The organism is Streptomyces sp. NPDC030296 (genome assembly GCF_055572815.1).
In genome coordinates, this window is record NZ_JBVICQ010000007.1 from 82,598 (window position 1) to 98,490 (window position 15,893).

The window sequence follows — 15,893 nt, forward strand, 5'->3', positions numbered from 1 at the left end:
CCCCACCGGCCCCCACGCCGCTCCACAGCCTGTGGACACAGCGGCCGTGGGCGAGCCGACAGGCGCCGCCCGCAAGGGCGTCCCCTCTGCCCTTCGTCCGAAGCCGCAGCCAGACGCCGCCCGGCTCCCCGACCCGGACGACCCGACGCCGGAACGTCCCGGCATCCGCATCTACGCCCCGCCGGTCTACCGCCACCCCCACGACGGCGCCCGCTGGTCCAAGCGGCCCGCCGCCATCCCCACCGCCGCCTACGCCTGCGCGTGCGGCAAGACCGACACCGCCCGCGGCCAGCGGGCCGTCACCGACCTGATCGACAACTACACCTTCCACCGCACCCGCTGCCCGCTCCGAAGCCCCCAGGAAGGGAGGGCCGCCGCATGAGCGAGGCGACCCCCACCACCCCCGCCATCGACGGCGCCGCACTGCTCAACGACGTGGAAGCCTTCCACCGCCGGTTCAACGTCTTCCCCACCGAGGCCGCGTACGTGGCCGTCACGCTGTGGGACGCGCACGCTCACCTGCTCGACGCCTTCGACTCCACCCCCCGCCTCGCCTTCCTGTCCCCGGAACCAGGGTCGGGGAAGTCACGGGCGCTGGAAGTCGTCGAGACCCTCGTCCCCCGCGCCATGGCGGCCGTGGACGCGTCCGCCGCCGCCCTGTTCCGGTCCGTGTCCGGGGTCGACGGCGGACGGCCCACGATCCTCTTCGACGAGATCGACACCATCTTTGGCCCCAAGGCCGGGGAGAACGAGCAGCTCCGGGGGTTCATCAACGCCGGTCACACTCGCGGCCGGGTGATGTACCGGTGCGTCGGAGACGGCGCCAACCAGCAGGTACAGGGCTTCCCCTCGTACTGCGCCGTCGCCGTCGCCGGACTCGGCAACCTCCCCGACACGATCATGACCCGCTCCGTCATCATCCGAATGCGCCGCCGCGCGAGGAACGAGCGGGTGGAGCAGTTCCGCACCCGTATCCACGTGCGGGAAGGCAACCAACTCCGCGACCGGCTCGCCAAGTGGACCGAGACCGTACAGGAGCAGGTCACCGACTCCTTCCCCGAGATGCCCGACGGGGTTGCCGACCGGCCGGCGGACGTGTGGGAACCGCTGATCGCCATCGCGGACGCGGCCGGCGGCGACTGGCCGCAGCGTGCACGGGAAGCGTGCCTGATGCTGGTCAAGGCATCGCAGGCCAACGACAAGGGCAGCATCGGCATCCGCCTGCTCACCGACCTGCGCGACCACGTCATGCTCGGCATCGACCGCTTGCCCACCGTCGCCATCCTCGACCGGCTCAACGCCCTCGACGACGCACCATGGGCCGACTTCAACGGCAAGCCACTCGACTCCCGCCGGCTCTCCCGGATGCTCTCCGAGTACGTCACGGCCGACGGCGACCCGGTCACCTCCCGCAACATCAAGACCGGCGGAAGCGTGCTCAAGGGCTACTACGCCACGGACCTCCACGACGCCTGGCAGCGCTACTGCCCCCCTCCCCCGGAAAATCCGCTACTCCCGCTACCCGGCATCGAAACCAGCACCTGACCTGCACAAACCCGGTAGCGGGTCGCACCCCTGCGGCCCGCTACCCCTCGCCACGCCATCCGCTACCGCTACCCCTTCCCGCTACCTCCGACAAGGCTCTGACCTGCAAGGAAGCGGAGGTAGCGCAGGTAGCGGACTTTTCAGAAGGCCACCGGGACGCCTCGCCCGAGAAGGAGTCACGACCTTGCCCAGCAACGAGAAGCTCAAGCTCCGCGAAGTCCTCGAAGAGATCGAGATGAGCCGCGCCGCGTTCTACCGCCTGCGTGCCCGCGGCAAGGCTCCCAAGCTCATCAAGCTCCCCAACGGGCAGCTTCGCTGCCGCCGCAGCGACCTCGACGCGTGGTGGGCGAAGTACGAGATGAGCGCCTGAACCAGACCGCCCCGGAGGGTCCCGCTGATCAGCGGGACCCTCTTCCATCAGGGAGATCAATGCACAGCTACGACGTGCGCCTTTGGAGCGTTCGCAAGCGCCCCAGCAAGGTCGCTCCGTTCCAACTGCGCTGGCAGGTCGACGGGACGGAGTTCCAAGAGAAGTTCGCCACCAAGACCCTCGCGGACGCCCGCCGGGCGGAGTTGCTGACAGCGACCCGCAAGGGTGAGCCGTTCGACACCGAGACGGGGCTTCCTGTCTCGGAGGTGCGCGAGCGGAACCGTACGAGTTGGTACGCCCACGCCCGTGGACACGCCGCCCGGAAGTGGCCGACTGCGGCGGCGAAGCACCGGGCGAGCATCGCGGAGAGCCTGACCATCGCCACGATGGCTCTGTGTCCGACCGGCAAGGGGCGGCCGGACGACGACATCTTGCGCCGTGCCCTCTACCAGTGGGGCTTCAACGCCGGGCGTCATGGCCAGGAGCCACCCGAGGCGGAAGCCAAGGCGCTGGCATGGGTGGAGCGCAACGCGCCGGCCGTGGTCGACCTGGACAGCGCCAAGCGCGTCCGCACGGTGCTGGAGCACCTGGCCAAGCGGCAGGACGGGAAGCCCGCGGCTGCAAACACGTTCCGGCGCCGCCGCGCGGTGCTGAGCAACTGCTTGCGCCTAGCCGTGGAACACGAGTTGCTGCCCGGTAATCCGCTGCTCCGCGTGCACTGGGAGACACCCAAGGCAGTGGAGGAACTGGACGTGCGCAGCGTCGCCACGCCAGCGCAGGCACGGGCGCTGCTGGACGCGGTCCGCGCGCAAGGACCGCGTGGTGCTCACCTCGTCGCGTTCTTCGGGTGCATCTACTACGCGGCGATGCGCCCGGAGGAAGTGTCCATGTTGAGCGCTGACCAGTGCGACCTTCCTGCGGAAGGCTGGGGGCGACTCATGCTCGCCGGCGCACGGCCGCAGGTGGGGTCCGCGTGGACGGACGACGGCAAGCCGTACGAGGAACGGCAACTGAAGCATCGGGCCCGCCGCGCTGTCCGGCCCGTACCCATCCCTCCGGTGCTGGTCGCCATCCTGCGCGCCCACATCGACGAGTTCGGCACCACCCCAGAGGGACGACTCTTCAGCGCCGTACGTGGCGGGCCGATCCGTTCGCAGGAGTACGGAGCCGCGTGGAAGGAGGCCCGGCGGAAGGTGCTCACGCCCGCGCAGGTGGCCTCTCCGCTGGCCGCCATTCCGTACGACCTGCGGCACGCCTGTGTGTCGTTCTGGCTTCGCTCCGGGGTGAGCCTCGCCGAGACCGCCCGGCGCGCGGGACAGAGCGTCGCCGTCCTTCAGCGCTACTACGCCAAGGTCCTGGACGGCGAGGAGGCGAAGATGAACGCCTTGATCGAGCAGGGGTTGGCGGAGCACGAGGACGGCGCGAAGGGGTCCTGAATCCTGGCCGCAGGTTGGCCGCACGCGCTGGTCAGAAGTGGGATACCGCCGAATCAGGGTGAGACAGGGTGCATGCAGAAGGGGTGCCGCTCCGGAGAGTGGCACCCCTTCTGACCTGCAAGCTTCTGACCTGCGATGCGGTGGGTGTGGGATTTGAACCCACGGTGACTTGCGCCACGACGGTTTTCAAGACCGTTCCCTTAGGCCGCTCGGGCAACCCACCCACGCCCCGGCCCACCAGGGGCGGAGCGGGTACAGCGTACCGGCCCGGCGCGGGTCGCGGGGGCCGTGGGCCGCGCGTGGGCCCTTCGCGGGGAGGACGGGTCACGCACCGCCCCGTGAGAGGGGCGGTGCGTGGGGACGCCAGGAGGCACCGCCCCCGCCAGCCGCGCCTTCGTCAGTTGTCGCCCTGGCGTTCGCCGAGGGTGACCTCGGCGGTGCGGGTCTTGCCGTCGCGGATGTATGTGAGCGTGACCTTGTCACCGGGCTGGTGGGTCCAGATCTCGCCGATGAGGGTGGGGCCGCTGTCGATGACGTGGTCGTCGAGCTTGATGATCACGTCACCGGACTTCAGACCGGCCTTGTCGGCGGGGCCGTTGGGCGTGACCGAGGACGCGCCGTTCTCGCCGGAGTCCGTGATCTCCGCGCCGCCGGTGCCCTCGCTGAGCGAGACCGACGCGCCGATCACCGGGTACACCGGCTTGCCCGTCTTGATCAGTTGCTGGGCCACGTTCTTCGCCTGGTTGATCGGGATCGCGAAGCCCAGGCCGATCGAACCCGCCTGGCCGGAGCCGAAGCCGCCGTTGCTCGCGGACTGGATCGCCGAGTTGATGCCGATGACGTTGCCCCGGGCGTCGAGCAGCGGACCGCCGGAGTTGCCCGGGTTGATCGACGCGTCGGTCTGCAGGGCGCTCATGTACGAGGCCTTGCTGCCCGAGGAGCCGTCACTGGAGGCGACCGGGCGGTTCTTCGCGCTGATGATGCCCGTCGTCACCGTGTTCGACAGACCGAAGGGGGCGCCGATCGCGATCGTCGAGTCGCCCACCGCCACCTTGTCGGAGTCACCGAGCGTCAGCGGGTTGAGGTCCGACGGGGCGTTCTTCAGCTTGATGACCGCCACGTCGTAACCCTGCGCGTGGCCGACGACCTCGGCGTTGTACTTCTTGCCGTTCGGGAAGGTCGCCGACACCTTGCCGCCGTCGACCGCGTCCGCCACCACGTGGTTGTTGGTGACGATGTGTCCTTCCTTGTCGAACACGAAGCCCGTGCCCGTACCGCCCTCGCCGTCGCTGCCGGACGCCTCGATCGTGACCGTGCTCGGCAGCGCCGCCGCGGCCACCGCGGCGACCGTACCGGCCGCGCGCTTGACGTCACCGCCGTTCTGGGAGGCCGAAACGGTCGTGGAACCCGTCGAGTTGTCGTTGCGGTCGGCCAGCGTGTAGCCGATGCCGCCACCGACGCCGCCCGCCACCAGCGCGGCCGCCAGGACCGCCGCGATCAGGCCGCCGCGCTTCTTGCCGCCCGGCTGGGGGGCCGGCTGCTGCGTCTGCTGCCACGAGGAGCCCCAGCCGCCGCCCGCGCCACCGCCGTGCCCGCCGGCGCCGCCCTGGTCCCCGGGGCCGCCGGGTCCCGCGACACCACTGCCGTCGGCGTACGTGTGCCCGCCGTCCGCGTACGACGGGACGGCCGGCGGAGCCGGGGGCGGCCACGCGGCGTCGGGGGCGGAGGTGCCCCCGGGAGCACCCGGACCTCCCGGCACACCGGGACCGCTCGGCACACCAGGACCGCCGGGCGCCTGGCCGTAACCTCCGCCAGCGCCGGGCGCCTGCCCGTAGCCGGGGCCGGCTCCATGGCCGGGGCCCGACGCGGCCGCGTACCCGGGCGCACCCGCGGTCACCAGCTCCGGCTGAGCCTGCCGGCCGTGCGGCTGCGGCTGTGCGTGGGCCACCGGCTGCTCGTGCGGCGGCTGCGGCTGAACCGCCGTCTGGTCCGGTGCGGTCGGCGGGACCGGCGGGAGCTGGGCCGTCGGGGCGTTCTCGGCGGCGGCGCCGGCCGTGGCAGCCGGGGGCGCCGTGTGGGCGGTCGGTGCCGACTCGGAGGTGGTTCCCGCGGGGGCCGCGCTCGGCTCGGGGGCCGGGGCCGGCGCGGAGGCAGCGGGAGTGTCCACCGGCACGGGAGGTGCGGACGGGGCCGGGGGTACCGCGGTGCCCTCGTTCTCGGTGCTCACAGCTTCTCTCCTCGATCCACGGCTGTCACCTGTCAGCGGTCGACTCGTCTCGGGCGCACGGCGGGGCCGTGCGCGAGTTTCTGTATGCGGTCAGCTTTTCCCACGAGCCGTCAGGGCACCATAAGCGGTGTCTGTGGGTCCGGGAGGAACCTTTATATAGGATCTATCTGACTAAAGGTGCGCATCACCCCTGGTGCCGCAGCCGCTCGACGCCACCGCCCCGACGCGTACCCCCTTCACGGTGGCACCATGACGCGGTGACCCACGCACGACAGCTCCCGATCCAGGTCGTCGCCCACCGAGGGGCCTCCGAGGAAGCCCCCGAGCACACCTTGGCCGCGTACAAGAAGGCGATCGAGGACGGTGCGGACGCCCTCGAATGCGATGTCCGGCTGACCGCGGACGGCCATCTGGTCTGTGTCCACGACCGACGCGTCAACCGTACGTCGAACGGTCGCGGCGCGGTGTCCACCCTGGAGCTCGCCGATCTCGCCGCGCTGGACTTCGGCTCATGGAAGAACGGCGACGAGGCACCCGACTGGGAGATCGCCCCCGAGGAGCGGGCCGACACCTCCGTCCTCACCCTGGAACGACTGCTCGAACTCGTGGCCGACGCGGGACGCCGTGTGGAACTGGCCATCGAGACCAAGCACCCCACGCGCTGGGCCGGGCAGGTGGAGGAGCGGCTCCTGGTGCTGCTGAAGCGGTTCGGGCTGGACGCGCCGGCGTCGGCCGACGAGTCGCCGGTACGGATCATGAGCTTCTCGGCGCGCTCGCTGCACCGCGTGAGGGTCGCCTCCCCGACGCTGCCCGCGGTCTACCTCATGCAGTTCGTCTCGCCCCGGCTGCGGGACGGACGCCTGCCGGGCGGCGTCCGGATCGCGGGCCCCTCCATCCGGATCGTGCGCAATCACCCCGCGTACATCGAGCGCCTGAAGAAGGCCGGCCACCAGGTCCACGTATGGACGGTGAACGAACCCGAGGACGTCGACCTCTGCGTCGGCCTCGGCGTCGACGCGATCATCACCAACCGCCCCCGCGCGGTCCTCGACCAGCTCCACCGCTGATCCGCGTCGCGCACGCCGGCGTACGCACCCCTCCTCCCACCACCGACCCTCGCCGCACACGCCGCAGCCCCCTCCGCGCCCCCACGGCGCGCCCCCTCCGGGTGCTCCTCCGCGTGCCGCGCCGCTTCCCGTCCGCATACACGCCATACGCGCCATACAGGGCATACACGCCTGTTCAGTCCTGGCCATGCCACTGGCCCTCTCCGCAGCCCCGCACACCAGCTCGGCGGAGGTAAGAATTCCGCCAGACCGGCGAATCTGTGTGCGCGGACAAGTCCGTACATCGGGGGCGAAATTCAGCCAGCTCCTCACAGGGAGTGCACCGGCGCGTTCGGACCGTATTCGATCGGTGTGAGTGCGTCAGAGCACATGTGTTGGCCGGTTTCCAGTCCAGTCCCATGGGGCATTCACACCGTGGCGTGGGGTGAAGGAGGTCTCGGGGGTGGCGTTGGTGGTGGCACAGGAGGTGCCCACGTCGTCGAGCATGGCCGTACCCCATGGCCCTGCGGGCGTGGGGCAGGCGAGGCACCGGTTGCGTGATCAGTTGCGCGACGGTGGAGTGGCGGAATCGGTCATCGACGACGCCCTGCTGATCCTTTCCGAACTACTGAGCAATGCCTGCAAACACGGCAGGCCCCTCAACGACGCGCTGGCCGGCGACGGCGACGTGCGCTGCGCGTGGCGCATGGACCCCTCGGGGCGGCTCACCCTGGAGGTCACGGACGGCGGTGGCCCGACCCGCCCGATTCCGTCCACCCCCTCGGTCACCGCACACGGCGGCCGCGGACTGAACATCGTGACGGCACTGGCCGACGACTGGGGCGTACGCGACGACGCCCGGGGCGAGGTCACGGTCTGGGTCGTCGTCCAGGACGACGTCCGCCACACCCACCGCCGCGACGACTTCGCTACGCGCGTCACGGCCCCGTCGGTCTCGTCCCTGCCCGACCTGGACTTCGCGGACGCGTTCGAGGACATGGACTGACCCTCGATCGGCCCTGCACTGCCCCTCGGTCACCCCGGGCACGACCGACCAACCTGGCCTGAATCACCGGTTCAGGGACGACTCGGTGCGTTGTCCACAGGGTCCCGTCGGCCGCCGTACGAGCGGCTAGGCTCGCGCCAGTACGAGACGAGCCGTGATCGGGAGACACCCACGATGGCCAAGAAGCGACCCCACACGAAGGCCAAGCGCCCGCAGGGCACCGGCGGAGTCGGCACCGCAGGCGCCGACGGGCAGGTCCCCGTCGTCGGTGCGCGCGAGCCCTGCCCCTGCGGCAGCGGCCGCCGTTACAAGGCCTGTCACGGCCGGGCCGCCGCCCAGGCCGTGACCGAGCTGGTGCAGCGCCCGTTCGAGGGCCTGCCCGGCGAGTGCGACTGGGTGGCGCTGCGCGAGCTGGTCCCCGCCGCCACCGTCGAGCTGAAGCTGCGCGAGGCGCTCCCCGAGGGCGTCCCGTCGGTCACGCTCGCCACCGTCCTGCCCATGGCGTGGCCCGCGCTGCGCCGCGACGACGGCTCGGTGCTGATCGGCCTGCAGAACGACACGGCGTCGGGCGACATCAGCCGCGACCTCGCCGACACCCTCCAGCGCGCCCTCGTCGCCGAGCCGGGCACCCCCGTCCAGGGCCGGCGCGCCCCGGCCGACGGGCCGCGGCTGCAGGACCTGCTCGACCCCGAAGGTGAGTTCGAGCCAGTTGTGCACACGGGCTTCGAGTTCTGGGTCCCCGACACGGAGAACGCCACCCCGGAGGTCACCGCCTCCCTGGAGCGGGCCAACTCCGCGGCGATCCCGACCGTGAAGCTCTCCGGTGTCGACGCGGCCTACTGGTGCGAGACCCCCGACAAGAACCATCTGCGCTGGGTCATGCCGCACCCGGAGGAGCGTCTTCTGGACGCTCTGGCGCGGCTGCACGCGGCGGGCGCCTCCAGCCTCGGTGAGGGCACCCGTCTGGTGGGCTCCTTCCGTGCTCACGGGCTCACGGTGCCCGTGTGGGACCTCCCCACCGGGGTCGGCGCGGACGACATCGAGAAGCCGGCCGCGGAGTTCGCCGAGCGGCTCGCCGCGGCTCTGGCGGAGGAGTCTCCGCTCACCCCGGACGAGCGTCGGGCGCGCGGTGGACTCACCAACCGGCAGGTCACGCTCAGCTGACACGGGGAGCGCCGGCCGGTCGTCCACCGGTCGGCGCTGACCCTGCGTTTGTGGTGACTCCTGTCACAACTCCCCTACGTGACAGGCAAATTCGTGTCCGAATAGCCGAGATCGAATTTGCGAAGCGCCGATCTCTTGTTACGGTTCCATCAGCCCGGTTGCTGGTGCATCCCCCGTCGCCAGCAACCGGGTCTTTTCATGTCCGGGCCCGCGAGCGGCCGCACTGTACGGATTCAGCGTCGCCGTCAACGCCCTTGAGAGCCGGGGGAGTTGCTACCGGAACGCAGGAGCAGTGGCCCACTTCCGTCGGGTGCCGCGAACTCCGCCACGGCCGTGTACGCTCCCGGCTCGCCCTGAGTGCGCTCCCTCGGTGTCTCACACACCCCCGGCTCGTCCTCCGCGCCCACGACGCAGTGCATGCGCACACTTCGACCGCCGGGACCCATCACGCTGAGGGCCGATCTCAGCTCCCGTCCGGTCGCGTTGCGGTAGTACGTACGCGCCCAGGTCTCCTCACCCTGGGTGAGGACGCAGGTCTGGGCCTCGATGCCGTCGGGCGAGGTGAGTTCGGGGCCGCATCGGGCGGCGGTGGCGAGCCGGAGGCCGAGCAGCATGTGCGAGCGGGACGACTCCGCGTCCCCGCGGGCGTCCCGTGCCTTGTCATCGATAACGTCGTGAGGTCCGTCGCCGGACCCGACCGCCGGTCTCCCCGCGGACCCGCCCCCGGAGTGCCCGGCCGCCGCGCGTCCGCCGACCTCAGCGGCATCGGCGACTTCAGCGGCTCCGGCGGCCCCGGCTGCATCGGCTGCATCGGCTGCATCGGCTGCATCGGCGGAGAGCCGCTCCACACCCGCGCCGTCGAGTCGTCCGGCAGCCCGCCGCGCCATGGTGTCGCCGGCGTCGGCCAGGGGTCCCGCCGATGCCACGAGCGGCAGGGTGAGGGTGCACGCCACCACGACCGTCAGCCCGAGGAGCCGGAGCCCGCGCGCGTCCGGACCACCGCGCACCACTCCGGTCGCTCGGTGGGTCCGGGGTGAGGGCGCACTGTGCCGACCGCGCGGCGACGGGGCCACGAGGCCCCCGGGAAGACGCTGCATGAGCGGAAGATAACGACCCACCGGGGCGCCCGGCCGAGCGCGCGCCGGGCGGGCTCAGAACTCGGGGGCGCTCACACCCGTACGAGTGAGGGCGTCGACGACCGCGTCCACGACGGCCTCGACGTCGGGCACCCAGGGGGCCGCGGAGCCGGGCAGCGGCGCGCGCTCCCAGCGGATCCGGCCGTGGCCCGTCTCGGACGGCGGCAGTGCGATGTAGCCGCCCTCGCCGTGGAAGCGGAGCGAGCCGGGGACGAAGTCCTTGGCGTAGAGCAGTTCGCCCAGCTGCTCCATCGAGTACGGGGCGACGAGGATCGACCAGCGGTGCGGGGCGGCGACGACCGGGCCGAGGCGCATGCCGCCGCGGTCGAGCGCGGCGAGGGCCCGTGCGGCGGCGAGGGCCGGCAGGCTGACCGCGCACGGCGCGCTGCGGCCGGTGGCCAGGACGATGGGTGCCGTGGGCCGGTTGGTCCACCACCAGCGGACCATGCGCTCGTCGGTGGTGGCGGCGAGCAGGCCGGGATCGAACGGGTGAGCGCCGGGCACCACGCACTCCGGGTCCGGGCAGGCGCAGCGGGCGCGCCCCTGCGGGTCCGGCGCCACGCCCGGGAGTACGGGCCACTGCCATTCCCTCGCGAACGTCAGGGCCTGCTCGAGCAGCTCGGGCCTCCCGCCGTTGCGCTTGGACAGGAGCCTGCGTCGCTTTCCGGGGATCTCGCGCATGAGCGCTCGTCCTTTCCGTTGCACGCATGGCAACACCGTGGGGTCACTCACAACATGTGTCGTTCACTTCACTGTGCGTACCTGCTGGCGCATCACACCCCTGTCGCGGACAAGGGGAACCCCTGCGGGCTGGCTCGGCTACGTCCGCGTCCATCGCTTGCGCTGACTTGCAGTCTGTCCAAAGCATGGCGTGGCGTGGGGGTGGCGACGCCTGGCGTTTTGCCGTCCGGCGTTTGCTCGCCGCCTCCGCCACGGGAGGATGGGGCTCGGTCGTCGGTGGATAGGACGCCCGGTTCCGTCGCCAGGTTCCGGATGGCTGGCGCCACCCCTGGCCTTCACCGAGTACGTACCCATCACGATCGCTGTGACGCTCTGTTGAACAAGGCCAGTCGACCTCAATACACCGTTCACCACAACACTTTTAAGCCAACTTTGATTTTTCCAAAGGACTGGACAGCAACCCGACACGAGTCCAACAGGGCCACGCGGACACCACATATCCCAGCAGGACAATGCTGGACATCCCCTCACGAGTGCGTGTACATGTGGAGACACTGCTAGCGGCGCAGAATGACATGGGGGTTTGCGATGCTTTTCAGCAATACGCACCGGTCGGAAAGCCGGACACCATGAACGCCCCTCACCCTCCGAAAGTGGCCGGAATCGATTCCACGGTTCCCTCTCCGGCACACACTGTCGCGCCCGCGCCTGCCGCCCCGGGCGCCTCGCCTGTCACCCCTGCCACAGGAGCGGGCACGCCCCCCGGGGCCGTCCTCCAGGACCGGCTCGCCGGCTGGGTCTCGGACCTCACGACCCTGCACGAACTCACCGAACGCCTGGCACGCACGGACGCGCTCGACGGCGCCCTTCAGGAGGCACTGAACGCCGGAGCCGCCCTGGTCGGCGCCCGGCGCGGCCTCGTCGTCCTGGAACCGCGCGACGGGCTCGGGCCCGACACCACCATCGGCCTCGGCCTCGGCCGCGCGGACCTCGGCCACATGGAGACCGTGCCGCGCAGCTCCCTGCCGTACGGCCGCATCCTCGACGGACTGCCCGGCGGCGACAGCGAGATCGCTCAACCCGACCTGTTCGCCGAGGACGGGCTCGACCCCCGCCACCGCGAGGTCGCCGCCCGGCTCGGATACGCCGCCAGCTACGCGCTCCCCCTGTCCACCGACGCCGCGGGCCGCCTCGGCGCCGTCGTCTGGCTGTACGACGAGCCCGCCGAACCGGCCGAGCGGCAGCGACACCTCGTCGGGCTGTACGCGCGGTACGCCGCCGAGCACCTGGCGCGGCTCGTCGAGGTCGAGCGGACCCGTGTGTCCATGGCGACGATCGCCGAGGAACTGCTGCCCTCCCGGCTGCCCCGGGTCCCCGGTGTCCAGCTCGCCGCCCGGCGCCGCACCGGACCGCGCGGCGGCGGCGACTGGTACGACGCCCTGCCGCTGCCCGACGCCGCGCTCGGCCTCGCGGTCGGCTCGGTGACGGGGTCCGGGCCCAGCGCGATCGCCGCCATGGGCCGGCTGCGGGCCTCGCTGCGCGCGTACGCCGTGATGGAGGGCGAGGACCCCGTCGCCGTCCTCTCCGACCTCGAACTGCTGCTTCGCCTCACCGAGCCGGCCCGTTCCGCGACGGCCCTCTTCGCCTACGTCGAGCCCGCGCCGCGCAAGCTCACGCTGGCCGGGGCCGGGCACAGCCCGCCGCTGGTGATCGGCGACCGGCGCACCGAGTTCGTGGAGACGTCCCTGTCGGCGCCGCTCGGCATGCTCGCCTGCTGGGAGGCGCCCAGCATCGAGCTGACCGCCCAGCCAGGAGAAACCGTCCTGCTGTACACCGACGGCCTCCTCCAGCGCACCGGCGAGCCCGTCGACCGCGCCTTCGCCCGGCTCCACGCGGCCGCCGCCGGCGTCCCCCGCGCGCTGCGCGCCGACCCCTGCGCCCTCGCCGACCACGTCCTGCGCACCGTGCTGCCGGACGAGCTCGACGCGACGGACGGCGCGGAGGACGTGGTGCTGCTGGCGGCGCGGTTCGAGTAGCCGGCCCCGGCCGGGCCGCGACGGCATCGCGCGAGCGAGCACGGCTGCTCCCGCGAGCCCCGTACGACCGCTTCCCGCGAACCCGCACGCCTGCTCCCCGCGAGCCCGTACGACCGCATCCCCCCCGAGCCCGTACGGCTGCCTCCCGTGTGACGGTACGACCGCATCCCGCGAGCCCCGCACGACTGCTCCCCGCGAGCCCAACGGCTGCTGCGCGTAGGCCCTCGGTGACCGCCTGTGAGACGTCCTGAAGGGCCCTGGGCCCCGTCCGTCGCGACCGTACGATGGACGGGGTCCAGTGCCGTACCTAGGAGGATGACCGTGGCGGACGAGCTCGAGCCGGCGACCCCGGAGAACGAGGCCACCGAAGCCGAGGAGCCCATCAAGCAGCGCAAGAACGGCCTGTACCCGGGCGTGTCCGACGAGCTGGCCGAGAACATGAAGTCCGGCTGGGCCGACACCGAGCTGCACGACCTGCGGCCCATCGCCCAGGCCGCCGAGACCGCCGCCCGCCGCGCCGCGCTCTCCGCGCGCTTCCCCGGCGACCGGCTGGTGATCCCCTCGGGCAACCTGAAGACCCGCTCGAACGACACCGAGTACCCGTTCCGGGCGTCGGTGGAGTACGCGTACCTCACCGGCAACCAGACCGAGGACGGCGTCCTCGTCCTGGAGCCGAAGGACGAGGGCCACGAGGCGACGCTCTACCTCCTGCCCCGGTCCGACCGCGAGAACGGCGAGTTCTGGCTCTCCGGCCAGGGCGAGCTGTGGGTCGGCCGCCGCCACTCGCTGACCGAGTCGGAGAAGCTGTACGGCATTCCGGTCTCCGATGTCCGCGAACTCGCCGACTCGCTGCGCGAGGCCACCGGCCCCGTCCGGGTCGTCCGCGGCCACGACGCGGGCATCGAGGCGGCGCTCACCGACAAGGTCACCGCCGAGCGCGACGAGGAACTGCGCGTCTTCCTCTCCGAGGCACGGCTGGTCAAGGACGACTTCGAGATCGGCGAGCTGCAGAAGGCGGTCGACTCGACCGTGCGCGGCTTCGAGGACGTCGTCCGGGTGCTCGACAAGGCCGAGGCCACCTCCGAGCGTTACATCGAGGGCACGTTCTTCCTGCGGGCCCGGGTCGAGGGCAACGACGTCGGCTACGGCTCCATCTGCGCCGCGGGCCCGCACGCCACCACACTGCACTGGGTCCGCAACGACGGCCCCGTGCGCTCCGGCGACCTGCTGCTGCTCGACGCGGGCGTGGAGACCCACACGTACTACACCGCCGACGTCACGCGCACGCTGCCGATCAACGGCCGCTTCAGCGAGATCCAGCGGAAGATCTACGACGCCGTGTACGACGCGCAGGAGGCCGGCATCGCGGCGGTCCAGCCGGGCGGCAAGTACCGCGACTTCCACGACGCCGCGCAGCGGGTGCTGACCGAGCGGCTGGTGGAGTGGGGGCTCGTCGAGGGCCCGGTGGAGCGCGTCCTGGAACTGGGCCTGCAACGCCGGTGGACCCTGCACGGCACCGGGCACATGCTCGGCATGGACGTCCACGACTGCGCGGCGGCACGGGTGGAGACGTACGTCGACGGCACGCTGGAGCCGGGGATGGTGCTGACCGTCGAGCCCGGGCTGTACTTCCAGGCGGACGACCTGACCGTTCCGGAGGAGTACCGGGGGATCGGTGTCCGGATCGAGGACGACATCCTGGTGACGGAGAACGGCAACCGGAACCTCAGCGCCGCGCTTCCTCGCCGGAGTGATGAGGTCGAGCTGTGGATGGCGTCCGTGAAGGGTGCCGGAGAGAGCTGAGAAGGGGGCGGTGGCCGGGGTGCCCTTGGGAGTGCTCCGGCCACCGTCCTTGTCTGCGCGTGGGCGGGGGCTGTCCGCGCCCCTGAAAAGCGACCGGGTTGCGCCCCGTCCGTGCCCTGCAACGGCGCCATCCCGATGAAGGCCGGGCCCGCAGGCCCAAGCCTTCAGGGCGCGGGGAACTGCGCGAGAAACCACGGATCACCCGCACCCGCCCGACAGCAGTGGCCCCCGAGCTACCAGGCGCCCCGTCCCACCCCCGCTGATGCAGGTCCGCGTCGAACGCGGCCAGGGCCCGGCGGCCGGCCGTCGTGTCCGTACCCCCTCGTCGAGGACACGTCGGGCCGACGTCCCCGCCGCGTCGCTCGTCTCGTCCGCGAACGCCGACCGGTAACCCGCGACCGCCGGCCCATCGGCCGCGACCGTGCCTCCGGCCGCGGCGAGCGCCCGACGCCGAGTGATCGTTCCGCTGGTGTGATGTCCCGTCATGCCGCAGAAACCCGGCACGCGGTCCGTCAGAGGGCTGGGAGGCGGCTGTGAGGGCGCTGAGCGTGGGGAGCGGGTCGGTCGGCCGAGGCGGAACCGTTCGCCGGGGCGCGGCGTCGTCACCTTTGGTCGGCGTTCCACACCTGCTTGGCGCTACGGAGAGTGACTCTTCCGGATCTTGCCCGGAACCCCGAAACGCTGTATGGGACCGCGCCGGGCTCTCCACGAGGACAGAAGTCGATCAAGTCGCTTGGGGGCGCACTTGGTTGGGGTGGGGCGCGAAGAGCGCACCCCGCGCCTTTCGCGCTTCAGAGCGAGTCCAGTACGCCACCTCGAGGACCGTTTACCCTTTTATCGTTGAGCGCAAGAGTAAAAAATAAGCAAAAACCTTACGAGGTCCAGGCCTGCTCGCGATCGTCATCATGGCGAGGTTGACCAGGCCTCAGGGCGGTGGCCTCGGTATTGGCGACAGAGGGAGGTGTGGGCATTCACCCACTGGTGTGACCCGCCTCACGTTTATGTCATGGAGGAGGCGCTCGCCGTCCGGTACGGGCGCTATCGTCAGCACGCAATCAGGCCGGCTGGTATCTGATGCCGCTCGTCCAGTCGGCCCCTGCAGCTTCTGACTCGGCCCTCCCGGCGCGCGGTTCCCGTCGGCCAATGCTTCAGTTATCGAAGGCCATACAGGTCAGCACCTGAGGTGCTGTCAGAAGATGAGGTCCGAATGAACGCTTCTCTCGACATCGCGGCAGAAGAGCCGGGAAAGCCGACCGCGGTCGGCCCGGAGCGGGTTTCCCTCGTGCGTTTGGCTGCACAGAGTAGCGGCGCACTGTCCCCGGCGGTGACTCGCGCCGTGTCGAACGGCGTCGATCGGCGGGGGCCGGGCAGGGTCGCGGTGGCGGCCTTCCAGAGCTCGGTCTGATCTCATCGATCACCCATCGATCGGGAACTGACACACCT

General features: G+C 71.3%; 14 protein-coding genes and 1 tRNA gene. 11 read left to right on the forward strand and 4 right to left on the reverse strand.

The genetic code is table 11. From position 1 onward, the window contains the following. Nucleotides 1-46 precede the first annotated feature (46 nt). The 4 genes from ACZ4Z3_RS21060 (at nucleotide 47) to ACZ4Z3_RS21075 (ending at nucleotide 3,351) form a co-directional block, all read left to right on the forward strand. Entirely contained in the window at nucleotides 47-382 is a 336-nt protein-coding gene (locus tag ACZ4Z3_RS21060; RefSeq protein WP_468502433.1) for a hypothetical protein, read from the forward strand. Continuing rightward, the gene (locus tag ACZ4Z3_RS21065; RefSeq protein WP_468502434.1) at nucleotides 379-1,545 is read left to right on the forward strand and encodes a DUF3631 domain-containing protein; all 1,167 of its coding nucleotides are present in this window, start codon (nucleotides 379-381) and stop codon (nucleotides 1,543-1,545) included. Before ACZ4Z3_RS21060 ends, ACZ4Z3_RS21065 begins: the two co-directional genes overlap by 4 nt. A gap of 184 nt (nucleotides 1,546-1,729) precedes the next feature. Next, nucleotides 1,730-1,915, forward strand: coding sequence for a helix-turn-helix transcriptional regulator (locus ACZ4Z3_RS21070; RefSeq protein ID WP_468502435.1), 186 nt, complete (start codon nucleotides 1,730-1,732; stop codon nucleotides 1,913-1,915). A 59-nt stretch (nucleotides 1,916-1,974) separates the two neighbouring features. Further along, nucleotides 1,975-3,351, forward strand: a complete 1,377-nt coding sequence (locus ACZ4Z3_RS21075) for a tyrosine-type recombinase/integrase (RefSeq protein ID WP_468502436.1) — start codon at nucleotides 1,975-1,977, stop codon at nucleotides 3,349-3,351. Between the two features lie 138 nt (nucleotides 3,352-3,489). Here the strand turns inward: ACZ4Z3_RS21075 and ACZ4Z3_RS21080 are convergent. Further along, a tRNA-Ser gene (locus tag ACZ4Z3_RS21080) sits at nucleotides 3,490-3,574 on the reverse strand. Nucleotides 3,575-3,748: 174 nt separating this feature from the next. Continuing rightward, nucleotides 3,749-5,578, reverse strand: a complete 1,830-nt coding sequence (locus ACZ4Z3_RS21085) for a S1C family serine protease (RefSeq protein WP_468502437.1) — start codon at nucleotides 5,576-5,578, stop codon at nucleotides 3,749-3,751. Between the two features lie 257 nt (nucleotides 5,579-5,835). Between ACZ4Z3_RS21085 and ACZ4Z3_RS21090 the strand changes: the two genes are divergently transcribed. From ACZ4Z3_RS21090 to ACZ4Z3_RS21100, 3 genes are all read left to right on the forward strand, one after another. After that, nucleotides 5,836-6,645 carry a glycerophosphodiester phosphodiesterase gene (locus tag ACZ4Z3_RS21090; protein WP_468502438.1) on the forward strand — a complete coding sequence of 270 codons (810 nt, stop codon included), beginning with the start codon at nucleotides 5,836-5,838 and terminating at the stop codon, nucleotides 6,643-6,645. A 442-nt stretch (nucleotides 6,646-7,087) separates the two neighbouring features. Beyond that, nucleotides 7,088-7,630: an ATP-binding protein gene (locus tag ACZ4Z3_RS21095; protein WP_055524417.1), complete on the forward strand. Its 543-nt coding sequence runs from the start codon at nucleotides 7,088-7,090 to the stop codon at nucleotides 7,628-7,630. Nucleotides 7,631-7,804: 174 nt separating this feature from the next. Further along, nucleotides 7,805-8,794 (forward strand): DUF5926 family protein, encoded by a 990-nt coding sequence (locus ACZ4Z3_RS21100; RefSeq protein ID WP_468502439.1) that lies wholly within the window; start codon nucleotides 7,805-7,807, stop codon nucleotides 8,792-8,794. A gap of 245 nt (nucleotides 8,795-9,039) precedes the next feature. Here ACZ4Z3_RS21100 and ACZ4Z3_RS21105 read toward each other — a convergent pair whose 3' ends face one another. Beyond that, nucleotides 9,040-9,642, reverse strand: a complete 603-nt coding sequence (locus ACZ4Z3_RS21105; RefSeq protein ID WP_468502738.1) for a hypothetical protein — start codon at nucleotides 9,640-9,642, stop codon at nucleotides 9,040-9,042. Between ACZ4Z3_RS21105 and ACZ4Z3_RS21110 the strand changes: the two genes are divergently transcribed. Continuing rightward, nucleotides 9,523-9,831 (forward strand): hypothetical protein, encoded by a 309-nt coding sequence (locus tag ACZ4Z3_RS21110; protein WP_468502753.1) that lies wholly within the window; start codon nucleotides 9,523-9,525, stop codon nucleotides 9,829-9,831. The two genes, ACZ4Z3_RS21105 and ACZ4Z3_RS21110, sit on opposite strands and share 120 nt — an antisense overlap. Nucleotides 9,832-9,945: 114 nt before the next feature. Here ACZ4Z3_RS21110 and ACZ4Z3_RS21115 read toward each other — a convergent pair whose 3' ends face one another. After that, nucleotides 9,946-10,611, reverse strand: coding sequence for a bifunctional DNA primase/polymerase (locus tag ACZ4Z3_RS21115; RefSeq protein WP_468502440.1), 666 nt, complete (start codon nucleotides 10,609-10,611; stop codon nucleotides 9,946-9,948). A 512-nt stretch (nucleotides 10,612-11,123) separates the two neighbouring features. On the opposite strand from ACZ4Z3_RS21115, the gene ACZ4Z3_RS21120 reads away from it, so the two are divergent. The 3 genes from ACZ4Z3_RS21120 (at nucleotide 11,124) to fxsA (ending at nucleotide 15,855) form a co-directional block, all read left to right on the forward strand. Next, a complete protein-coding gene (locus ACZ4Z3_RS21120) occupies nucleotides 11,124-12,647 on the forward strand; it encodes a SpoIIE family protein phosphatase (RefSeq protein WP_468502441.1) in 1,524 nt (507 codons plus the stop codon). A 315-nt stretch (nucleotides 12,648-12,962) separates the two neighbouring features. Beyond that, nucleotides 12,963-14,450, forward strand: a complete 1,488-nt coding sequence (locus ACZ4Z3_RS21125; RefSeq protein WP_468502442.1) for an aminopeptidase P family protein — start codon at nucleotides 12,963-12,965, stop codon at nucleotides 14,448-14,450. 1,207 nt (nucleotides 14,451-15,657) lie between these two features. Beyond that, nucleotides 15,658-15,855 carry an FxSxx-COOH cyclophane-containing RiPP peptide gene (fxsA, locus tag ACZ4Z3_RS21130; protein WP_079049446.1) on the forward strand — a complete coding sequence of 66 codons (198 nt, stop codon included), beginning with the start codon at nucleotides 15,658-15,660 and terminating at the stop codon, nucleotides 15,853-15,855. The last annotated feature ends 38 nt before the right edge of the window (nucleotides 15,856-15,893 follow it).